We start from the raw sequence: 21,854 nt of genomic DNA, 5'->3' as shown, positions 1-21,854 counted from the left end.
ATGGTGGATGGCCAACCCCGCATTCCTGCAAAGCTGTACCTATCCTGTCATGCGCGGATTGCCTAAACATTACGCCCGCTGCGGGGCGGTCAGGCAGCTGCGAAAGCGTCTATTGTTTTGCCTGTGTGGTATCGGGCGCCACACGATAGTCATCGATGCGGCCTGCCGGTGCATCGGCCATTTCGCCCCGCTTGGTCAACCTCTCACGTGGCGATTCCACCACGGATACGCGTGTCGGTCCGGCGGTCAAAGGAGCATCGCCCAGCAGCTTGTCGCCGCCATCGAGATTGGGATCGGTGAGACTGATAGGCTGGGTGCGCACCTGCCCGGCATCGATGCCGAGTGCTGGCAGGGAGGTGAGCGCCGGCAGATTGCTGCCGTCCAGTTTCACGAGGTCCGGCCCGGCGCTATCGAGGTGCCGGCGCACGAATTTTTCGACGTAAAACGCAAGCTTGCGTTTGCCGGCCTGGGTCATGCCGATGCCATCAGCCTCGCGCAGGCGGGCCTGCTGGCCGTTCATGTCGTAGCCGGTAATGACGAATTTTCCCGCCTCATCAACGAAACCGTCCCAGACGTCGACGAATTCGCCGCCATATTTCTCGACATGGCTGCGATAAAGGCGGTTGAAACCGACGAGATCGGCCGAAAGCGACGGCGACTGGAAGGCGGGCAGGCCAACCCACAAGAGCGGCACCTTTGGGCGTCCGGCAAGGGCCAGAAGCTCGTCGATCCGCCGCTCATATTCCTTGAACCAGACCTCCGTGCCGAACTTTTCCCTGATATCGCCGATCTGCATCTGCTGGCGATCGTTCGATCCCATCATGATGACGATGGTGGCTGGTTTGGTCTCGCTGATGAATTGCGGCAGGTTGGTGAACCAGTCGTAGTAATCGGTACGGACGAGGCCGGAAGAACCATTGGCACGCACATCGACGGCGATTGCAGGCGAACTGGCGAAGGCATTGACCAGTTCTTCACCCATGCCGCCGGCGAGAAAATCGCCGATGACCAGAACGCGCCGCGCATTTTCAAGCTTGGCGGCTGGCTCCGGCTTTGCGGTTCGCATCTGCACCACCGAAGGCGCTTTTCTGGCGGGTTGCGGGCGGGTGACCGATCTTTCGCGCGGAGCAGACGGAAAGTCGCGACGGTTGCGGGGCTGGTATTCGCGCCCGGATCCGCCATCGCGGCCCACCGGTCTGCCGAAGAGCATTTCAAACAGGGTGCGCCGTTGCTCCTGCGCGAAGCTTTCGAAAGGAACGAGCGGCACGGTAAGGACAGCGCAAAGAAGGACGGCGCAGAAACGCCAGCCGGTTCTTCCGTTCTTCGCCGCAGGTTTCCTACTCATGACATCAACCTTTCCGGATGCATCGGCGGCGCTCACGCCGCCGCCGAATTCACCGGCACATTATCAATTGCGCAGGGCTCTCAGCAACCGCTGCGACGGCTGGCCATCGGTTTCCATACCCATGCGCGACTGGATGGCGCTGATGGCGGCTTTCGACCCGGAGCCGAAGTTTCCATCGACCTCGCCGTCATAATAGCCGAGCTCCTTCATGCGGGTCTGCAGCTCGAATTTTTCACGAATGTCCAGCGTCCCGTCGGGGCGCGGCCATTTCTGCTGCATGCCGCCATAACCGGCGATCTCATCCGCAAGCAGGCCGACGGCTAGCGCATAGCTGTCGGATGCGTTGTATTTCTTGATGGTGAAGAAGTTTTTCATCATCAGGAAGCCGGGGCCGTTTGCTCCGCCCTGCAATTTCAGCATGGCGCGATCGGAACCGCGCGTGAAGTTCTTGCCGTTCGGGCGGGCAAAGCCGAGCTTCGTCCATTCCGCAATGGTCTTCGTTTGCCCTTCATAACGGGCGCCGCCACGTGGAACGGCGGTTTCATAACCCCAGGTCCGGCCGGGCTCCCAGCCGTTTTTGGAAAGAAGATTGGCAGCGGTTGCCAGTGCGTCCGGAACGGAGTGCCAGATGTCGCGCTTGCCGTTGCCATCCGCATCCACCGCATAAAGCAGGTAGCTGGTGGGAATGAACTGGGTGTGACCCATCGCGCCCGCCCAGGAGCCTGTCAGCTGTTTCGGCGTGACATCGCCCGCCTGGAGAATCTTCAGAGCGGCGATCAATTGCGTGCGCGCGAATTTGGCGCGTTTGGGATCGGAATAGGCGAGCGTTGCCAGCGCCTGCGGGATGTTGTGCAGACGTTCGGGTTTTTCGAGAACCGCGCCGTAATTCGATTCCATCGACCAGATGGCGAGAATGATGTGCTTGTCGACGTTGAAGTTACGCTCGATCCAGTTGAGGGTCGTTGCGTGCTTCATCTTCATCTCGCGGCCGATCCGCACCGTGTACGGATTGACGCGGGAATCGAGATAATCCCAGATCTGCGTGGTGAATTCCGGCTGGAAGGTGGCCTTGCGCAGCGCGTCGGGATCCGGCTCGCTGACACCGGCAAAGGCCTTCTGATAGGTCGCCTTGCTAATGCCTTCTTTCGCGGCTGTTGCATAGAACTGGTTGATCCACTGACGGAATCCCTGATCGGCGCGGGCCGAAACGGGCGCCAGCGAGATTGCCAGGCCTGCAACCAGCATGCAGCCGAATTTGCGGACATCTGAAAGGATCATCTTTGTCATCGTCTGTCTTTCGTTCTCTCGAATGTCATTTCGATTGCGAAAACGCATCGGGCGTCATCATGGATAACAAAAGAACGTCAACAAATTCTTTACCATTAATAGATGGTAGCGTCACCCTTTACAAAACGTTGTTATTTTTGAAATAACAACAGCGTGCGGGGATTGTGATCAAGTTTTATCTCTCAGGAGGGATATGTGGTAGAACAGAAGAAAATTCGGAAGGCCGTATTTCCGGTCGCAGGTCTCGGCACGCGTTTCCTGCCCGCAACCAAGGCGGTTCCGAAAGAAATGCTCACCGTCGTCGACAAGCCGGTCATTCAATACGTTGTCGATGAGGCGGCGGAAGCGGGCATCGAGCATTTTGTATTTGTCACCGGCCGCGGCAAGGCGGTGATCGAAGATTATTTTGATATTCAATTTGAACTTGAACAGATGCTGCGCGAGCGCAACAAGAATGCCGAGCTGACATTGCTGGCCGGCCTTCTGCCCAAAGCGGGTACTGCAAGCTTCACGCGCCAGCAGGTGCCGCTCGGTCTTGGCCATGCGGTCTGGTGCGCCCGTGATATCGTCGGTGACGAGCCTTTCGCCGTGCTCTTGCCCGATATGATCATGCATTCGCAGAAAAGCTGCCTCAAGGGCATGGTCGAACTTTACGACCAGACCCAGGGCAACGTCATCGCGGTGCAGGAATGCGCTCCCGACCAGACGCATAAATACGGTATCGTCGGCGTGGGTGATGCCGTGGGTGAAGGTTTCAAGATCACTGAAATGGTCGAAAAGCCTGCCAAGGGTACGGCGCCGTCGAATTTCTATATCAACGGCCGTTATATTCTTCAGCCCGAGATTTTCGACATTCTCGAAAATCAGGAGCGTGGCGCCGGCAACGAAATCCAGCTGACGGACGGCATGCTGACGCTTGCCAAGTCGCAGCAGTTCTCCGGATATCATTTCCGTGGACAGACCTTCGATTGCGGCGCCAAGGATGGTTTCATTCTTGCCAACGTCGCCTTCGCGCTGGAGCGTGGCGATATTCGCCCGGCGATCGAAGAGCCGATCAAGGCCCTGATCAACGGGCTGAAGTAATTCACCAGAACAACAACGGAATCCCGGCCTCAGCGCCGGGATTTCTTTTTGGCCGAAGCCTATCGCTTAAGGACAAGTCCTGCGCCGACGCGCAGCTCGCTGCTGTCATAAACCGGTGTCCACTGATAGCTGACGTCCGCCGTCAGGTCGAGATAGCGGTTCAGTCCCCAGGTCAGGCCGGCGCCAGCGGTATATTCAACGGCATTTTCCATGTCGGAAGAGGGGAATGTGCGATGCACGATCTGTCCCGTCAGGCGGGCAACGAGGTTGCTGCGCAATTCGTGGGTCAGGCCGGCATCCAGCCGATAGGAAATCCAGCCACCCTGCGGTCCGCCGGCAAAGTCCTCTATCGTCGTGCGCAGGCCGAGATTGACATTGGTGCCCCGCTGAGGTGACCAGTTGAGTTCGCCATCCAGCGTCAATGCGCCTATCGAGGCGAGGCGATCGTCGTCATATTGCTTGCGCAGATAGCCGATGGCGGCCTCGCCGCGGGTCTTCTCGCCAAGATCGACTTCCGCGCCGACCTTCGCCCCATAGGCATTGGAGGAGCGGGCATAGCCCGAATTGTCGAGACGCCTGTCATATTTGGTCGTCCCGGCATTCAGTTCGAGGAAGGGGATGAGTGCCGGCGACAATTCATAACCGATGCGTCCGCGCAGGTTCGCGCCGTTCTGGTCGCGGTCACTGAGGCTGATCGGCCGGCCGTCGACGCCTTTCGCATCCGTATAGACCGTGCGCGAGAGATCGAGCGCCCCCAGGCCGCGCAGCTTGCCGAAATCCCGCTCTATCGATGCGCTGCTGGTGAAGCGGTGTTCGCCGCCCTGCACGGCAGCGCCGGTGAGAGCATTGGGGTCCGTCGTGTCTTCGCGGCTGAATTCGTAACCGGCCTTGAGATTGGCCGTCGTTTCTTCGCCAAGATCAAGGCGCAGATCGGCCTCTATCCTGGCCCGGGGTTCTTCGCCGTCCTTGTCGCTGCCGAAGTTCCTCTCCCAGGCGCCGTCGCCCGTCACCGTCAAGGCGTGACGGGACCAGTCGCTGGTGAGCGTACCGCGTATGCCTGTCGTCAGATAATTGCGTCTGGAAGGGCCGCCGGTATTCGTCTGCTTTTCCGTATTGATCGTCTGGCTGATCGAGGGCCGCAGCAGGAATGTGCCGAGCCGGATGCCGGGCGTCTGGCCGGGTTCGGTGGCTATCCGTGGATTTTCGCCACCGTCCACCGTCGGCTCATAGGGGTTTTCGCCTTCGGCATAGGGTTGGCCCGCTTCGTCCTGCTGTTCGTAAATCGGATCGCCGGGATTGTTGGACGGACGCCAGAGTTGCGGTGCCGGCGTGGGTGTAGCTGTGGCCGGGACAGCGCCCGTGCCAGTGCTCACCCCATTGTCCGTCGCCGGCGTGGGGGAAGCTGCTCCGTCGACGGCAGAAGCGCTGCCCGGCAATACCGGTATGGCTGTCGTTGCAGTCTGCGCGAAGGTGCTTCCCTGTGGGTAAAAAATCGTGCAGGCGAGCAGCAGGGTTGCTGCTTTCCGCGACGTCGGCAGACGTGTGGCGGTGCCCTTCACGCTCATTCCTTTTCACCCGGCGAGTTTGGCCGATGCCGGATCGAAGGGCCAACAAGACATCTCCTCAGGCCCGATGAGTGACAGGCCGATGAAATGACGTGAAGAAACCAGGGACCAGACAGGCGACGCAAGTTTTAACATCGCTTTAACAATAGGTTTTTTATGGTTAACAGTTGATAAAGATCGCCGGGATTTCAGTGTTATGGCAGGCGAGGGAAAAGCAGAGACACCCCATCGCTCAATCGGGCGGCTCGATTTCACTCACCTCGGTTACTGGAGAAGAATAGTCATAAATGCAAAAAAAATTCTAATATGAGAAGATTAAAACGTTTCAATTTGGCACGGAATTGCCCTATAGTTTACAGCGGCTGATCGTCTATTGCGCAGCAAGTGGTATTGAATTTTATTTTGTGTGACAGCGCCGTTTCATGAATCCCGTTTTGAACGCCAAGCAGGTCGGTTTTTATTGTTGGGATATTACCAATGACCGTTTCTACCTAGATGAAGTATGTGCTGAACTCTTCGGGATTCCGCTGCGGGAGGCGATGCAGGGCATCAGCATTTTTCAGATGCTTGAAAAAGTGGACCTCGATCATCGAAACCATGTGATCGAAACGGCGTTGACCACCCTCAAGGCCGCGAGTTTTTATAATCAGGAATATGCCGTGCGCCGCAGCGACGGCTCGGTCTCATGGGTAAGGACGCTCGGGCGATATCTGGTCGACGAGGAAAACATCCCTTTCAAGCGGCTTGGAACGATGGAGGAGATTTCTCCGCCGGACCGGCGTCATTGATGACATGTCGTCGGACTGAAACCGTCGAACATTTTCGGACGACATCGACTAAAACCCGGCGCTCACCGGCTGGAGAGTGGACTTATTCCGGCTGAAAGAGTAACAGTCGGCCATGATTACGCGCGCCGTCAAACTGGTCGAAGACAATGCCATCGAATCCGCCGTGCGGACGATTTCGATGGAGCGGGCTGGCCTTGCCGCCCTTGAGGATGCTCTGAGGAACGGTCTTTCAGACCCCTTCTGCAAGGCGATCGAGACGATCGGCCAGTCGAATGGCCGTCTCATCATTACCGGGGTCGGTAAAAGCGGCCACATAGGCGCGAAGCTTGCCGCCACCTTCGCCTCCACCGGGACGCCCGCCTTTTTTGTGCATGCGGCGGAGGCCAATCACGGCGATCTCGGCATGATCGGCGGCGATGATGTGGTGCTGGCCATTTCCAAGGGCGGCGAAAGCGCGGAACTGCGCAGCATCATCAACTATTCGCGCCGTTTCTCCATTCCGTTGATAGCGCTCACCTGCTCGGAAAATTCATCGCTGGCACAGGCTTCCGATATCGTGCTGCTGGTTCCCAATGAGCAGGAAGCCTGCCCGCTCGGCCTTGCGCCCACGACCTCTACGTTGATGCAGCTTGCGCTGGGCGATGCCCTTGCCGTTGCGCTGCTGGAGGCGCGCAATTTCACCGCGGGCGATTTCAAGGTGTTTCATCCCGGCGGCAAGCTGGGGGCGAGCCTGACGCTGGTTAGCGATATCATGCATACCGGCGATCGCGTGCCGCTGGTTAACAAGGGAACGGCCATGCCGGAAGCGGTCGGGGTTCTCTCCCGCAAGCATTTCGGCTGCGTCGGCATTCTGGACGAGGATGGTCGCCTGTGCGGCATCGTCACCGAAGGCGATATGGCGCGCAACTTGTCGCGCAACCTCGCCGAAATGACGGTCGATGACATCATGACCCGCACGCCGAAGACCGTCAAAAAATCGGTGCTGGCGACCAGCGCGCTGGCGACGCTGGAAAAATTCCACATTGGCGCGCTGATTGTCATCGATGACGACAACCGTCCTATCGGGCTGGTGCATTTCCACGATCTCTTGAGAATTGGCGTGGCTTGAAGCCAGCGCCGATCCTGAAAAAGCTGGTCTGAATCTATCTGTCCAACGGCTCGATTGTAAGCGTGCGTCCGCGTGCGGAAGCAATTCTCACACGGGTGCCGGCCGGCAGGTCTTCGCCGTTGACCGGCCACCAGGTATCGTCCAGCCTGATCCGGCCACGCCCTTCGACAATCGGCTCCTGAAGGGTCGCGGTGCGGCCGACAAGGCTTGCCTCACGCTGGTTGAGGAAGGGCTCGTCGCTTGCCGCCCGGTTCCTGCCGAAATATTTCCGGCCGAGCAGGGCGAAGACGACGGAAAGCGCGGCAAACAGCACCAGCTGCAATTGCCAGGCCCAGAATGCCGTATCCCATAAAAGCAGCGAGACCGCGCCGATGACCAGCGCGGCGAGGCCGATCCAGATCAGGAATACGCCGGGAGCGATGAGTTCGGCGGCCAGAAGCACGAAGGCGACAATCCACCAGCTCCATGGCCCCAGCTCAGTGGCAAGCCGTTGCAACATCATCACTTCTCCGATGAAGCGCCGAAGGGATTACCGGGGATCGTGACGTTGATGCTCTGGCCGGAGGGCCGCGTCGGCGGCACGGAACGGGGCGCTGTGGAGGCGGCGGGCGCAGTCGGCGCATCGCCCCTGTCACCGAAGACCTCTTTCGCAATCGTGCCGATACCGCCGAGGGAACCGATCAGCGCCGAAGCCTCCATCGGCATCAGCACGATCTTGGAATTCTTCGCCGTGCCGATCTCTGCCAGAGCCTCGGTATATTTCTGGGCGACGAAATAGTTGATGGCGTGGACATTGCCGGCGGCGATGGCTTCCGAGACCATGCGGGTGGCATTCGCTTCGGCCTCGGCCAGACGCTCGCGCGCCTCGGCATCGCGGAATGCCGCTTCGCGCTGGCCTTCCGCCTCCAGAATGGCGGATTGCTTCGCGCCTTCCGCGCGCAGGATCTGGGCATTGCGGGCGCCTTCGGCTTCCAGCACCTGCGCGCGTTTTTCACGCTCGGCCTTCATCTGCCGCGCCATGGAATCGACGAGATCCTTCGGCGGTGCGATGTCCTTGATTTCGATACGGGTGACCTTGATGCCCCATGGTCCCACCGCCTCGTCCACCACGCGCAGCAGGCGGTCGTTGATGGCGTCGCGGTTCGACAGCAATTCGTCGAGGTCCATCGAGCCCATCACCGAACGGATATTGGTCATGGTGAGGTTTTCGATGGCCATTTCCAGATTGGCGATCTGGTAAGCGGCCTGCGCGGCATTGAGGACCTGATAGAAGGTGACGGCGTCGGCGGAGACGCTGGCATTGTCGCGGGTGATGACTTCCTGTGTCGGTATATGAAGGACCTGCTCCATCACGTTCATTTTCGAACCAATGGTTTCGAAGAACGGCACGATGAGGTTCAGGCCCGGCTCGAGTGTGCGGGTGTAGCGCCCGAACCGTTCAACCGTGTAACGATGCCCCTGGGGGACGGTCTTGATACCGGCAAACAGCACCAGAATAACGAGAACCACCGCTGCCATGACGACGATGTCGAAACCGCCCAATGCAATCATCACTTTTCCTCCTGATCGGAACCGTCCGGGTTTTACCCCGGCATCGTTATGGCAAGATTACACCCATCCTTGCAACTCCTGCCGCACAACCTTTTCGAGAACATTCATGCCCTCGGCGCTGTCGTTCAAGCAGGGAATATGGGTAAATTTCTCTCCGCCATTATGCAGGAAAATCTCGCCCGCTTCACCGGCGATTTCTTCCAGCGTCTCAAGACAATCCGAAACGAAGCCGGGATTCATCACGGCGATGCGCTTGATGCCTTCCGACGCCAGCTTTTCCACGGTTTTGTCGGTATAGGGCTGCAACCATTCTTCCGGTCCGAAACGCGACTGGAAGGTGATCATGAAGTTTTTCTCTGTCCGCCCCAGCGCCTCGCGCAGCAGCCGTGCGGTTTTCTGGCAGTGACAATAATAGGGATCGCCTTTTTTGAAATAGGATTGCGGAATGCCGTGGAAAGAGGTGATCAGCATTTCCGGCTCCCAGTCCAGCGTCGCCAGATGGTTTTTGACGGAGGCGGCGAGCGCCTCGATATAGGCCGGATCGTCGTGATAGGGCGGCACGGTGCGGATGGCGGGCTGCCAGCGCAGCTTCATCAAATGCTCGAAAGCCTTGTCGTTCACGGTTGCCGTGGTCGATGCGGCATATTGCGGGTAAAGCGGGAAAAGCAGGATTTTTTCGCAACCCTGTTCCTTCAGCGCGTCGATCTTGGAGGCGATGGAGGGCTGGCCGTAACGCATGCCCCAGTCGACCGCGACATTGGGCAGGTCCTTCAGCGCTTCCGCCAGCAGCTCGCCCTGGCTGCGAGTATAGGTGCGCAGATAGCTTTCATTGCGCTCGCGGTTCCAGATCTCCTCATAGGCCTTGCCGACTTTCTGAGGGCGCTTGTTGAGAACAATGCCGTAAAGGATCGGATACCAGTAGAGACGCGACCATTCGATTACCCGCTTGTCGCTCAGGAATTCCGCCAGATAACGGCGCATCGGCCAATAGTCCGTACCGTCAGGCGTGCCGAGGTTGACGAGCAGGACGCCGACCTTGCCAAATGCTGTGTGGGGATGGTTTGCGGGGAGTGCGGATAGTTCTGTCGCCATGAATGACACCCTGAAACTCGGACTGGTTGCGTGAGGAGCGGTTCCGTTTCGGACAAGGGCGGAAACGCTCCATCTTCTGTTTATGCGCGCCGAACGCAAACCGCGACGGGGTTGGGCCGGCGATGCCCGAGCTATACGCTCGTGCCGTCAATTTGTTCATGTGTTCTAGACGAAATTTTTCAGGATTAAACCACCGGCGGAGGCTATTTCCGGGGCGGGGGGCGCTGCAGGATGTCCTTTGCCAAAATTTGATCTGTAAAGATTTGTTTTTAAAGGGAAAATAAGAAACCGGCCCCGATCTCCGAGGGCCGGCTTCCTGTCTGCGGCAAATTGCCCTGTCTGTTCCCGTCCGGCTTATTGAGCCGGCAGTTCCAGCTCCTCGCCGATCTCGATGTGGTTCGGATGCTTCAGCGTGTTTGCCTTGGCAATCCTGCTCCAGAGAGCGCCGTCGCCATATTTCTCGGCTGCGATCTTCCAGAGCGAGTCGCCCTTTTCAACGACATATTTGCTGGCGGCTGCAGCGGCGGCTGCGGGCGTCGCCGTGGCCGGAGCCGTGGCGGCCGGTGCTGTGGCTGCAGGTGCTGCGGGAGCGGGTGTGGCGGCCGGCGCAGGTGCGGTTGCTGCCGGCGCAGGTGCCGCAGGCTTTGCCGGAGCGACATAACCGGCAGGCGTCACTTCGCTGATACGGCCATCCGTGTAGGGCTTATAGGGGCTGTTGGCGGTGATATAGGCCGCAACGGCTTCCTCGAGGTTGGGGCCGAAGTCATAGGCGTTGATGGCCTTGGTCGCAAAGACCTTGAAGCCGTCGCCGCCGGTACGCACGTAATTATTGGCCGCGACGATGTAGGTCTTGGCGGGATCGAGAGGCACGAAAGCGTCGCCTTCCTTGACGTCGACCGAAACGACCCTGCCGCCGGCCGGCTTCGAGCGGTCGAAGGAATATTTCAGGCCGGAGACCTGCATGAAACGACCAGCGCCGTCATCGATCTGGCTGACGCCGTTTTCGAGGGCGGCGCGAATATCCTCGCCCTTCAGCTGGAAGGTTGCGACGGTGTTCTGGAACGGCAGAACCGTCAGCACTTCGCCCATGGAGACATCGCCGGCATCGATGGAGGAGCGCAGGCCGCCGCTATTGGCGAAAGCGATGGTCACGCCCTGATCCTTGACGCGGGCGAGCGTTGCATCCGCCACCAGATTGCCCATGGAGCATTCCTTCACGCGGCAAACCTTGCGGTCTCCCTCGATCGGGCCTTCCGAGGAGCCGACGACCTTCGACTTCAGAGCCTCGATGGGCGCCTTCAGCTCATCAATGCGCTTCAGCGTGGCTTCATCGGGCTTGAAGGAGGAATCGATCAGGATGGGATCGCCCTTGCTTTCCTTGACCACGCCACTGTCATCGAAGACCACTTTGAGGTCGCCCAGATATTTGCTGTACTGCCCGGCCTGAACGACCGGAACCTTGTAGCCGCCGGGATTGTCGACGAGGGTCGGATAGGGGCCTTCGGCCTTCTGGTCGGTGTTGGAAAGCAGCGTATGTGTGTGGCCGCCGACCACGACGTCGACGTCAGGGATTTTGGCGATGAATTCGAGATCGCGCGGATAGCCGACATGGGTCAGCGCGATGATCTTGTCGACGCCGTCCTGCTTCAGCTTCTGCACCTGCTCGCTGATTTTCGCGACATCTTCGGCGATGGTGATATTGGGACCGGGCGTTGCCAGTTCCGCCGTGTCGTTCGCGACCGCGCCGACAATACCGATTTTCTGTCCGCCGACTTCGAGCACGATGGACGGCTTGACGCGGTCGCCGATTTTCGAGGCGGCGGTGGCCACCACATTGGCGGTCACGACGGGGAACTGCACCTTGTCGAGGAAGCCGGCAAGCCCGTCCTCGCTGTCGTCGAACTCATGGTTGCCGACGGTCATGGCGTCGAACTTCATGGCGTTCAGCACTTCCGCTTCCACCGTGCCCTTGTAGGTGGTGTAGAACAGCGATCCCTGGAAATTGTCGCCTGCATTGAGCAGCAGGACATTCTTGCCTTGAGCCTTCAGGGCATCACGGGTCTGATTGATTGCAGTCAGAAGACGGGCGGCGCCGCCGAAGCATTCGTTTTTGCCTTCTTCTTCAGCCGAGCAGGTCGAGTCGAACTTGTTGATCGATTCGATACGGGAGTGAAAATCGTTGATGTGAAGAATGTTGAGCTCGTAATCGGCCAGAGCCGCTCCGGCCGAAAGCGTTATCGCCGAAACGCTCAGCATGCCCAGTCCCAAAATTTTCTTCATGGTCCCTCTCTCCTGTTCAAAGCGGAAGCCCGGTGGTCGATCATCCTCCGGCCGTGCTCATTTTCTAATCTGAAATCATGTCAGTCTTTCAAAGCGCGATGTTTCCATTTAGCGGCAATCGCCGCAAGCGAAATTATGACAGGCGCACAATAAACGAAAACGCACGCCTGAGGCGTGCGTTCCAGAAGATCATCTCTTTGAAAAGGTGACGTTATCAGCCTTGGCGCGTCAGCGAGAACTGGCTGTTCGTGTCGGTCGTGCAGTTCAATTGTGACGGGGAGACGAGGGCGCAGTTGACGCGCGACTGCGTGTTGCGCACCAGCGAGGTCATGTTGATTTCGTAAAGCGTCGGCGAAATCGTCACATAGGTGCCGGAGGCCAGAAGCGTGTTGGTATCGGTCGAACGGGTGGAGAAGGCGCCGTTCTGGAATGTCGATACGATGCCGTTGCGGTCGATCCAGCGACCGTCGACGGCCGGGCCGCGGGAAAGCGAAGGCGCCATCGAGGTCTGCTGGGAGGGACCCGGCGCGACGCATGAAGACACCGCGATGGCGGCTGAAAGCAAAGCAGCGCTTGTCTTGAAGTTCATGGGCCTGTTCTCCTGCGATTCGATGAAACCTTCTGTGCTTCGACCATGCCGCGAAGCGTTGCTTATTTCAAGGCAACGTTGTTCGCTCTCCCCGGTTCCTGATGTCGTGCAGGAAAGCCCCGGCGTGACAAATATGAGACTCCCTCCCGTCAGCGCACGAGGATGTTGCGAAACTGCCAGGGATCGGACGTATCGATATTGTCGGGAAACAGGCCGGGGCGGCCATCGGTCGGCTTCCAGTCGGTATAATGTCCCTCGACGGGCCCGAGATAGGGGCGCTGCACCTCAAGGCAACGGCGGTAATCCATTTCATCCGCCTCGACGATGCCGGCCTGCGGGTTCTCAATCGCCCAGACCATGCCCGCGAGCACAGCGGAGCTGACCTGCAATCCGGTCGCATTCTGGTTGGGGGCGAGTGAGCGTGCTTCCTGCAGGCTCAACCGCGAGCCATACCAATAGGCATTCCTGTCATGGCCATAAAGAAGAACGCCGAGTTCATCGGCGCCGTCGACAAGCTCGTCTTCGCCGAGCACATGCTGGATCGGCTGGGGGGTGCCGCCATTGCCGAAAAGCTCATGCAGGGAAAGAATGGCGTCATTGCAGGGATGGTAGGCATAATGGCAGGTTGGCCGATAGGTCACGTTGCCATCATCGTTGCGGACGGTGAAATAGTCGGAAATCGAAATCGCTTCGTTATGCGTGACGAGAAATCCGTATTGCGGCCCAAGGCCCGGACACCATGTCCGCACCCGCGTATTGGCGCCGGGCTGATCGAGATAGATCGCCGCCTTGCTTCCCTTTTTCTGCTTTTTTGCGTTTTTCGGCATCCAGTTTTCATGCGTTCCCCAGCCGAGTTCGGCCGGCTGAAAACCTTCCGCGATAAAACCTTCGACGGACCATGTGTTCCAGAAAGCGCTGAAGGGCTTCGGTTCCTTCGCCCGCTGGGTGTCGCGTTCGGCCACGTGAACGCCCTTGACGCCAAGCCGCTTCATCAGCTTTGCCCAGCCATCGCGGTCATGCGGCTGCGGCTCCTCGATGTCGAGGCCGGTATCTTTGGCGAGATTGACGAGTGCCTGTTTCACGAACCAGGACACCATGCCCGGATTGGCGCCGCAGGTGGAAACCGCCGTCGTGCCGCCCGGCTTGCGCGCCCTCTCCTTCAACATGGTTTCGCGCAGCGAATAATTGGTTCTGGCCGCATTATCGGCATCGGCGTCGAAATAAAAACCGGGCCAGGGTTCGACGACCGTGTCGATGTAAAGCATGCCATGTTTGCGACAAATCCGCATCAGATCGACGGAGGCGGCATCGACCGAAAGATTAACGCAGAAGCCCTGGCCCTGAACGCCCTTGAGGAGCGGCTTGAGAATCTCCCGGTAGTTTTCCTTGGTCAGATGCGTCTGGATATGGCGGATGTTCCTTTCGGCCAGAAAGGCGGCGATGTCTTCGCGCGGGTCGATGACGACGAGCCGGGTCCTGTCGAAATTGAAATGACGTTCGATCAACGGAAGAGTGCCACGCCCGATGGAGCCGAAGCCGATCATGATGATGGGGCCGTCAATATCGCCGTAAATCGGGTGGTTTTTATCCGTCATTCGTCAATTTTCCTTTTTTAGCCAATAAGTAAGCTAGATCATAAAAGCGTGCCACAATAAAGGGCAGGTGGATGACGGACATATGACGATGGCGACGGCAAGGCGGGCGCGCGCACCCTTTCCACCGCATTCTGCCTCTTCGCATTTTAGATAGTGCCTTTATAATTAAGTTCTTCTTTTCCTCTCTATGTCCAAAGGCTTGGGGGCTTTGGCCGGATGACGACGGGGGAATTTTCGCCATCACGGGAGAGTTGCCTGTTGAATAATCTTATCGAGCGTGTCGCAGCGCTTCAGAGTGCCACCCCCGTTCTTATTGCGCTTTACGATTCCGAGGACCGGTTGCGCCATGCCAATCCGTCGTTTCGGGAAAGCTTTCAGCTCGCCGCCGGCGATTTCCCGACCTGGGCGGATATCATGCGGCTGAACCATCGGCTGCGCACCGGTGTCGTCGTCCGCAACAATGATTTCGAGGGATGGCTGCTGTCGGCGCAGTCCCGGCGCGGCAAGCTGCCTTACCGCGCCTTTGAGATGGATATGCATGACGGCCGCTGGTTCTGGATGACGGAAACGGTGCAGCAGGATGGCTGGATGCTGTGCGTTGCAAGCGACGTCACCGAATTGCGCCAGGGCTACAGAACGCTGCGGCAGGACCGGGATCTGGCAGTCCGCGCCTCGCAGACGGATGAATTGACGGGAACGGCAAACCGCCGTTTCGTCTTCGCCAAGCTGGCTTTGCAGGTGGAGCGGGTTGCCAAGGGGCTGGAAACGCTTTTTTGCCTGTGCACGCTCGATATCGATTTCTTCAAGCAGATCAACGACCGTTTCGGTCATAAATGCGGGGATGCGGTGCTTCGCGATTTCGTCGGCATCGCCCATTCCGTCATCCGGCGGGTGGATTGTTTCGGAAGGATCGGCGGCGAGGAATTCATGCTCATCCTGCCGCGCAGCACGGTGGCCGAGGGCCGGGAGATCGTCGAACGGCTGCTGCAGAAGGTGCGCCTTTCGAGGCCCCTCGCCGAATTCCCGGATTTTTCCTATAGCTGTTCAGCCGGGCTGACGGTCTATCGCGCGCCCGAAAGCGCCGACGATGTTTTCATGCGGGCGGATCAGGCTCTTTATGCGGCCAAGGAAAAAGGCCGCGACCGGCTTCTGTCGGTGACTGTTTAAACGAGTTCCGCCGCAATCAACCCATGCAGCGAATTGCCGACGAAGAGTTTCCGGCCGGCAATGTCTTCCGGTTTCAGCGCCTGTCCGCGCGCCCTGCGTTCGCGGATCAGATCAGCGCGCAGCACACCCGGCAGAATGCCGCTGTCGAGCGGCGGCGTCAGCAATTGCCCATCCGGCATTTCGACGAAAATGCTGGTCGACGATCCCTCGCACAACTCACCGCGCTCGTTGAGCAGCAGCACCTCGTCGGCCTCCCCGGCTGAAAATTCGGCCCGGGCGGCATCATAGGGCTCGCGGCGTGAGGACTTGTGGCGATAGAAGGTATCGGAGGAGTCGAGCGTGGTCTGCCGGGCGATGCGGACCCGCCAGACGGCATCCTGCCGCAAGGGCTGGAAGTCGGCGGTTTCGACGTCGAGCTCGCCCTTGTAGTTCATGACCAGCCTGACGCAGAGCGGCTTTTCGCCACCCACCTTCTTTTCCAGCACCTGAACCGCATTGACCGGCGCGCGAAAACCGAGCGCGTCGGCGGAGCGCAGCAATCGGCGTATATGCTGGTCGATGCGCTGAAAGCCGGTCTGCGGCTCCCAGCGCAGGGTTTCCCTCAAGGTCAGATCGGCGGGTTTGCGTTTCATTGCCTGTGCTCGTCGCCCGAATTGTTGCCGGTGTCTCCGCCGGCAATATCAACCGGCAAAGCTTGTCCGAAATAGGATAGCCCTGCTGGCGGAAGAGATTAAGCCTGTTTGTTATCCAGCGCTTCCAGCTCGTCGATCAGCCCCTCGATCATCGAAAGCCCCTTGTCCCAGAAAGAGGGATCGGTCGCATCGAGGCCGAAGGGTTTCAGAAGCTCCGAATGATGCTTGGTGCCGCCCGCCTTCAGAAGCTCGAAATATTTCTCCTGAAAACCCGTCTCGGCCTTCTGGTAAACCGCATAGAGCGAGTTCACCAGGCAGTCGCCGAAGGCATAGGCATAAACATAAAACGGCGAGTGAATGAAATGGGGGATGTAGGTCCACCATGTCTCGTAGCCTTCGGAAATCCGGATTGCCGGACCAAGGCTCTCGGCCTGAACGGACAGCCACAATTCACCGATCTGCTCGGAGGTCAGTTCTCCCTGTTTGCGGGCGGTGTGCAGCTTGCGCTCGAATTCATAAAAAGCGATCTGGCGCACGACCGTGTTGATCATGTCCTCGACCTTGCGGGCGAGCATGGCCTTGCGTTCCCGGACATCTTTCGTGTCGTCGAGCAGCTTGCGGAAGGTCAGCATTTCCCCGAAGACGGAGGCGGTCTCGGCAAGCGTCAGCGGCGTCGCGCACATCAAGGCGCCCTGCTCCCCGGCCAGCACCTGATGCACGCCATGGCCAAGCTCATGGGCAAGCGTCATCACGTCGCGCGGTTTACCGAGATAGTTGACGAGCACGTAAGGATGGGCCGAGGGCACGGTCGGATGCGCGAAGGCGCCTGGCGCCTTGCCGGGGCGGGCCGGCGCGTCGATCCACTCTTCATCGAAGAAACGGCGGGCAATATCGGCCATCTCGGGGGCGAAATTGCCATAGGCGGAAAGCACGGTGTCCTTTGCCTCATCCCAGGAAATGATGGTGTTCGACGTATCGGGAAGCGGCGCGTTGCGGTCCCAATAATTCATCTGCTCCATGCCGAGCCATTTCGCCTTCATGGCGTAATAACGATGCGAGAGGCGCGGATAGGCCTTCTTGACCGCCGCCGCCAAGGCATCGACCACCTCGCGCTCGACGCGGTTGGCGAGATGACGGCTATCGGCAATATCCTCGAATTTGCGCCAGCGGTCGGAAATATCCTTGTCCTTGGCAAGCGTGTTGGTGATGAGCGTGAAGACGCGCAGATTGTCCTTGAAGGTGGCGCTCAGCGCCTGAGCCGCTTTCTTTCGGGTTTCCGGCTCCGGCTCCTGCAGCATGTTGAGCGTCACTTCCAGCGGCAGGCTCGCGCCGTCAATGTCGAAACGCAGGTCGGCCATCGTCTCGTCGAACAGGCGGTTGAAGGCCGCTGCGCTGGTCATCGATTTTTCGAGGAACAGCTGCTCTAGCTGGTCGTCGAGCTGGTGCGGCTTGTCCTTGCGCAAATCCACCAGCCACGGGCGGTAGTGACCCGCCGCGGCGTCATTCGCCATGCAGGCGTCCATCGTGGCGTCATCGATGCGGTTGAGCTCAAGGGTGAAGAACAGGAGGTGAGAGGAAATATCCGTCAGCTTCGCCTGGGCATCGCCGTAAAGCTTGCCATTCGCCGGGTTCGACGTATCGGAAAAATAGGTGAGCCCGGCAAAGGAGCCGATGCGGCCAATGAGATCGTCCAGCGCTTCATATTCCTTGAGCGCGGCGCCGATGCCGTTTTCGCCCTTCGCCTTCGCGGCTGCTTCAAGCTTGCCCTTCCATTTCTTCTCGAAAGCCGCCGCCATCGACGCCGCCTTGTCGAGATCGCCCTTGTATTCCGGCGAATCACCCGACGGATAGAGGTCCGAGAGCTTCCAGCCGGGCAGGTCGCCAAGCGCCGGACCGGTGGTTTCGGCAAGGGAGAAGACGGGTTGCGGGGTAGGGCGGTTGAGGGTCATCGAACGTGTCCTTCTGATTATGCGTGCGAAGCATATGGGGACCTTGTTTCCCGCGGCAATGGATAAAATGCAAGCAATTCTCAAAACTGGATGTTCAAGTCTCCCATGCGAGAGTGCGGAATAAGGGACCGCATGAAGCAGGTCCATAAACCGGAAACCGGAGCTAAAAATGACCGCGCATGTTCTCGTGATAGACGATGATCCCGTCCAGCGCCGCCTGCTCAAAAATGCGGTGGAACGTTATGGGCATCTCGCCTTGCTCGCCGAAAACGGCAAGGCGGGGCTGGAACTGCTCAAGCAATATAGCGGCGAGATCAATGTCATCGTCCTCGACCTCATGATGCCTGAAATGGACGGGCTTACCTTTCTCAAAGCTATCGGCGAACTCGGCACCGATGTTCCCGTCATTGTCCAGACGGGGCAGGGCGGCATCGATACCGTTGTGCAGGCCATGCGCGCCGGCGCTTTCGATTTTGTCGTCAAGCCGGTTTCGCCGGAAAGGATCGGCGCCGCCATCTCCAATGCGCTCAAGCTCGACAGGAGAGAGGCAAAGGCCCGCACGGGCCGGCGCGGACGGAGCAATGCAGTGAATTTTACCGATATCGTTTCCGCAAGCCCCGCAATGCTGAGGGTCATCGAACTCGCGCAGCGCGCCGCCCAGTCCAGCATTCCCGTGGTGCTGGAAGGCGAATCCGGTGTGGGCAAGGAAATGGTCGCCCGCGCCATCCAGTCGGCCGGAGACAGGGCGAGCAAGCCGTTCATCACCGTCAATTGCGGCGCCATTCCCCATAATCTCGTGGAAAGCATCCTCTTCGGCCACGAAAAGGGAGCCTTCACAGGCGCGACGGAAAAACATGTCGGCAAATTCATGGAGGCGGATGGCGGCACGCTGTTCCTCGATGAAATCGGCGATCTGCCGCTGGACGTGCAGGTGAAGCTGCTCCGCGCGGTCCAGCAGGGCGAAATCGAAACCGTCGGCTCCGCACGGGTGCAGAAGGTGAATGTGCGGCTGATCTCCGCCACCAACAAGAACCTCATCGAAGAGGTGAAGGAAGGTCGCTTCCGCGAGGACCTTTATTATCGCCTCAATGTCTTCCCGATCACTATTCCGGCGCTGCGCCGCCGCAAGGAAGATATTCCCCATCTGGCGCGGGTTTTCGCCGAGCGCTTTTCGGCGGAACAGAAATTGCCAAATCCCGTCGGCCTCGACGCCAGCGCGCTGGCGCTGCTGACGGCCTATGACTGGCCGGGCAATATCCGCCAGCTCGAAAACGCCGTCTTCCGTGCGGTAGTGCTCTCACAGGGCGAGGAACTCTCGGATTTCGATTTTCCGCAGATCGCGCTTCAGCTGCCGGAATTTTCGACCGGTGACGATGCGGACGATGTCATCCGCACACCATCGGGAGCGTCTCTGAAACTTGCGGCCTATTCGCCGGCCCCGCCACCGGCCGCTGAAAACCACGCCGTCATGGAGGAGCCGTCGGATATTTCCACCACTATCTACCGGGGCGGAAACCTGATCTCCAGCATGGATGAATCGGGCAATATCCGCAAACTGGCCGAGATCGAAGAGGAGCTCATCCGTTTCGCCCTGCGCTTCTATCGTGGGCAGATGAGTCAGGTTGCCAGAAAGCTTGGTATCGGCCGTTCGACTCTTTACCGAAAGCTGAAAGATTATGGCATCGATCCCGACGATCCCCTTCGAGATGCAGCCTGAGCGCACAACCCCCGTATTCGAAGGCAGATCGTAAATTCGTTAACTTCTGAGCAAGGATATCCGCTTACCGTCTATAAACCTCTTGTTAGTGGCTGATTCACTATGTAGAGGAAGGTTGTATGTGTGTGGCAATTTTGCCATCGTGTCACCGTATTTGACGTTCATTTGAGGCAATGTGACAGAAATTGTCTTCCAGGCGGGGATCGAATTGCCATATCTGCATCGGAATAACGCGCTTTCGACAAAGATCGCGCGCGGCTTGATCAAGGATATATGCACGAAGCTGTCGGCGCGCGCTGTCACCTTTGCCTGCCTGATGCTCGCCGCAATGCCTTTCGTAGGTGTTTCGGCGACGGAAGCCGCCGCCGAGACGCGAAGCCTCAAACTGTATTATATCCATACACGCGAGAAGGCGGTCATCACCTTCAAGCGCAATGGAAAATATGACCAGAAAGGTCTGCAGGAGCTGAACCGCTTCCTGCGCGACTGGCGGCGCAACCAGCCGACACGCATGGACCCGCGCCTTTTCGATCTCGTCTGGGAAGTTTATCGCCGCAGCGGCGCGACCGACTATATCAACGTCGTTTCGGCTTTCCGCTCGCCGGAAACCAACGGTTTGCTGCGCACACGCACCAAGGGTGTCGCGGAAAAAAGCCAGCATATGCTCGGCAAGGCCATGGATTTTTATATCCCCGGTGTGAAGCTTGCCCGCCTTCGTGAAATCGGTATGCAGATGCAGATCGGTGGCGTCGGTTTCTATCCGACGTCGGGCTCTCCCTTCGTGCACATGGATGTCGGCGGCGTTCGCGCCTGGCCGCGCATGAGCCGCCAGGAACTCGTCCGCATCTTCCCGAACGGCAATACGCTGCATCTTCCTTCCGACGGTAAGCCGCTTCCCGGTTATGAGCAGGCGCTCGCCGATTACAAGAAGCGTGTCAGCTCCTCCTCCATTCAGGTTGCTTCCAGCGCCGGTGCCGGCCCTGCCTCATCTGGCGGCGGCAAGCGCAAGACGTTGCTGCAGGCCCTCTTTGGCGGCGGTGACGAGGATGAAGATCCCGATAGCATCGCAGCGCCGGAGCCCGCAGAACGCCCGGCTGTCGCCCGTCCGGCGGCTCCGCAGCAGGCGGCTCCCGAGCCTGAACCCACCATTGCAGTTGCTTCGGCACAGGCGCTTCCCGGCGTGAACGATGCGCCGCTGCCGACGGCTCGACCCGCCTTCGGTAACCAGCCGCCGGCCAATACCGGCCTTGCGACTGCGCTTTATTCGCCGGCCCGCAATGCCGCACAGGATGCCCTGCAGGCAGCGACCACGCCGACTCCGGCTTCCGCGCCGGCCGAGCGCCAGCAATTTGCCGATTTGGCTGAGGTATCCGTGCCGGTGCCCACACTTCTTGGGCCGCGTGGCATGAAAGGTGATGCGGAAGGATCGATCCTGACGGCGTCCGCAGATGGTGCGACACCGGCTGCGACCGGCGAACTCGCTTCTGTTCCGGTTCCTGCCAATCGTCCGGCCGTGGCGGAAGCCCTGCTGGCGGCGGCCAATGCCGATCCAGAAGGTGAGGACGATCTCGCCGAGGCGCAGGAGGATACGCTTTCGCCGACGGTGGTTGCGGCTCTTGAACAGAGCGGTCAGGCCGCCCGGTCGCAGGTCCAGTCGGCTGCCATGCCGACAGCCGCGCCATTCCCGGCCGCCGTCAACCATAAGGTTACCGTCGCACCCGCCGAAACGGCCAAGGCCGAACCGCAGGCTGGCTTCGGTGATGCTTTCGACCTGAAACCTGCGATCAATGGCGGCCTCAGCGCCGGCATGCCGACCAAGGGTTCGCGCCCGAGCAGGCAGGATGCCGCCGTTTCCCAGCAGGCCATGGTGGGCGGTGGACGTCTGACGCAGGATCTGATTTCGGATTGGGCGCTCAATCAGAACAAGGGCACGACCGGACGCTCGGTAAAGGCGCCGCGTGTTGTCGCCAACCGCATGCTCAGCAACGACATGTCGGCTTCCGCGACCTCGGCGAGCTTCAAGCCCGGTGCCGTTGCCATCGAATCCAGCCGCTTCAGCACGCCGGTGAAGATGCACTGAGCCCGCTTTCATTAAGTAAGACAGCC

The 21,854-nt window shown here is 59.3% G+C and carries 17 protein-coding genes; 6 read left to right on the top strand and 11 right to left on the bottom strand.

Going from position 1 to position 21,854, the window contains the following annotated elements:
• Window positions 1-109: 109 nt before the first annotated feature.
• The gene (locus BTE54_RS08100; protein ID WP_078052055.1) at window positions 110-1,345 is read right to left on the bottom strand and encodes a DUF459 domain-containing protein; all 1,236 of its coding nucleotides are present in this window, start codon (window positions 1,343-1,345) and stop codon (window positions 110-112) included.
• Between the two features lie 63 nt (window positions 1,346-1,408).
• Complete coding sequence (locus tag BTE54_RS08095) at window positions 1,409-2,632, bottom strand: lytic murein transglycosylase (protein ID WP_078052054.1); 1,224 nt, start codon at window positions 2,630-2,632, stop codon at window positions 1,409-1,411.
• 195 nt (window positions 2,633-2,827) lie between these two features.
• Between BTE54_RS08095 and galU the strand changes: the two genes are divergently transcribed.
• On the top strand, window positions 2,828-3,715 hold the full coding sequence (gene galU / locus BTE54_RS08090) for a UTP--glucose-1-phosphate uridylyltransferase GalU (protein WP_065656524.1): 888 nt from the start codon (window positions 2,828-2,830) through the stop codon (window positions 3,713-3,715).
• Between the two features lie 59 nt (window positions 3,716-3,774).
• On the opposite strand, the gene uppP is transcribed toward galU, so the two are convergent.
• Complete coding sequence (uppP, locus tag BTE54_RS08085) at window positions 3,775-5,280, bottom strand: polysaccharide biosynthesis protein UppP (RefSeq protein WP_078052053.1); 1,506 nt, start codon at window positions 5,278-5,280, stop codon at window positions 3,775-3,777.
• Between the two features lie 422 nt (window positions 5,281-5,702).
• Here uppP and BTE54_RS08080 point away from each other — a divergent pair, with 422 nt between their 5' ends.
• Window positions 5,703-6,068, top strand: a complete 366-nt coding sequence (locus BTE54_RS08080; protein WP_065656522.1) for a PAS domain-containing protein — start codon at window positions 5,703-5,705, stop codon at window positions 6,066-6,068.
• 112 nt (window positions 6,069-6,180) lie between these two features.
• On the top strand, window positions 6,181-7,176 hold the full coding sequence (locus tag BTE54_RS08075; RefSeq protein ID WP_003519544.1) for a KpsF/GutQ family sugar-phosphate isomerase: 996 nt from the start codon (window positions 6,181-6,183) through the stop codon (window positions 7,174-7,176).
• 34 nt (window positions 7,177-7,210) lie between these two features.
• Here BTE54_RS08075 and BTE54_RS08070 read toward each other — a convergent pair whose 3' ends face one another.
• From BTE54_RS08070 to BTE54_RS08045, 6 genes are all read right to left on the bottom strand, one after another.
• A complete protein-coding gene (locus tag BTE54_RS08070) occupies window positions 7,211-7,675 on the bottom strand; it encodes an NfeD family protein (protein WP_078052223.1) in 465 nt (154 codons plus the stop codon).
• A gap of 2 nt (window positions 7,676-7,677) precedes the next feature.
• On the bottom strand, window positions 7,678-8,727 hold the full coding sequence (locus BTE54_RS08065; protein ID WP_065656520.1) for an SPFH domain-containing protein: 1,050 nt from the start codon (window positions 8,725-8,727) through the stop codon (window positions 7,678-7,680).
• Between the two features lie 57 nt (window positions 8,728-8,784).
• Window positions 8,785-9,819, bottom strand: a complete 1,035-nt coding sequence (hemH, locus tag BTE54_RS08060) for a ferrochelatase (RefSeq protein ID WP_065656519.1) — start codon at window positions 9,817-9,819, stop codon at window positions 8,785-8,787.
• Between the two features lie 354 nt (window positions 9,820-10,173).
• A complete protein-coding gene (locus BTE54_RS08055; RefSeq protein ID WP_065656518.1) occupies window positions 10,174-12,099 on the bottom strand; it encodes a 5'-nucleotidase C-terminal domain-containing protein in 1,926 nt (641 codons plus the stop codon).
• A 214-nt stretch (window positions 12,100-12,313) separates the two neighbouring features.
• Entirely contained in the window at window positions 12,314-12,688 is a 375-nt protein-coding gene (gene omp10 / locus BTE54_RS08050; protein ID WP_003506132.1) for an outer membrane lipoprotein Omp10, read from the bottom strand.
• 149 nt (window positions 12,689-12,837) lie between these two features.
• On the bottom strand, window positions 12,838-14,283 hold the full coding sequence (locus BTE54_RS08045; RefSeq protein WP_078052052.1) for a homospermidine synthase: 1,446 nt from the start codon (window positions 14,281-14,283) through the stop codon (window positions 12,838-12,840).
• Window positions 14,284-14,541: 258 nt separating this feature from the next.
• Between BTE54_RS08045 and BTE54_RS08040 the strand changes: the two genes are divergently transcribed.
• Window positions 14,542-15,450: a GGDEF domain-containing protein gene (locus BTE54_RS08040; protein ID WP_078052051.1), complete on the top strand. Its 909-nt coding sequence runs from the start codon at window positions 14,542-14,544 to the stop codon at window positions 15,448-15,450.
• Here the strand turns inward: BTE54_RS08040 and BTE54_RS08035 are convergent.
• Window positions 15,447-16,082 (bottom strand): aminotransferase class IV family protein, encoded by a 636-nt coding sequence (locus BTE54_RS08035; RefSeq protein WP_078052050.1) that lies wholly within the window; start codon window positions 16,080-16,082, stop codon window positions 15,447-15,449. The two genes, BTE54_RS08040 and BTE54_RS08035, sit on opposite strands and share 4 nt — an antisense overlap.
• Window positions 16,083-16,180: 98 nt before the next feature.
• Window positions 16,181-18,031: a M3 family oligoendopeptidase gene (locus BTE54_RS08030; protein ID WP_078052049.1), complete on the bottom strand. Its 1,851-nt coding sequence runs from the start codon at window positions 18,029-18,031 to the stop codon at window positions 16,181-16,183.
• Between the two features lie 169 nt (window positions 18,032-18,200).
• Between BTE54_RS08030 and BTE54_RS08025 the strand changes: the two genes are divergently transcribed.
• Both BTE54_RS08025 and BTE54_RS08020 read left to right on the top strand, forming a co-directional pair.
• Window positions 18,201-19,748, top strand: coding sequence for a sigma-54 dependent transcriptional regulator (locus BTE54_RS08025; protein ID WP_078052048.1), 1,548 nt, complete (start codon window positions 18,201-18,203; stop codon window positions 19,746-19,748).
• A gap of 175 nt (window positions 19,749-19,923) precedes the next feature.
• Complete coding sequence (locus BTE54_RS08020; RefSeq protein ID WP_174040058.1) at window positions 19,924-21,828, top strand: DUF882 domain-containing protein; 1,905 nt, start codon at window positions 19,924-19,926, stop codon at window positions 21,826-21,828.
• The last annotated feature ends 26 nt before the right edge of the window (window positions 21,829-21,854 follow it).

The organism is Agrobacterium sp. YIC 4121 (genome assembly GCF_002008205.1).
In the GTDB taxonomy this organism is placed as follows: Bacteria; Pseudomonadota; Alphaproteobacteria; order Rhizobiales; family Rhizobiaceae; genus Agrobacterium; species Agrobacterium leguminum.
Note: the sequence above shows the minus strand (reverse complement) of the source record. Positions and strands in the feature narration are given on the sequence as shown.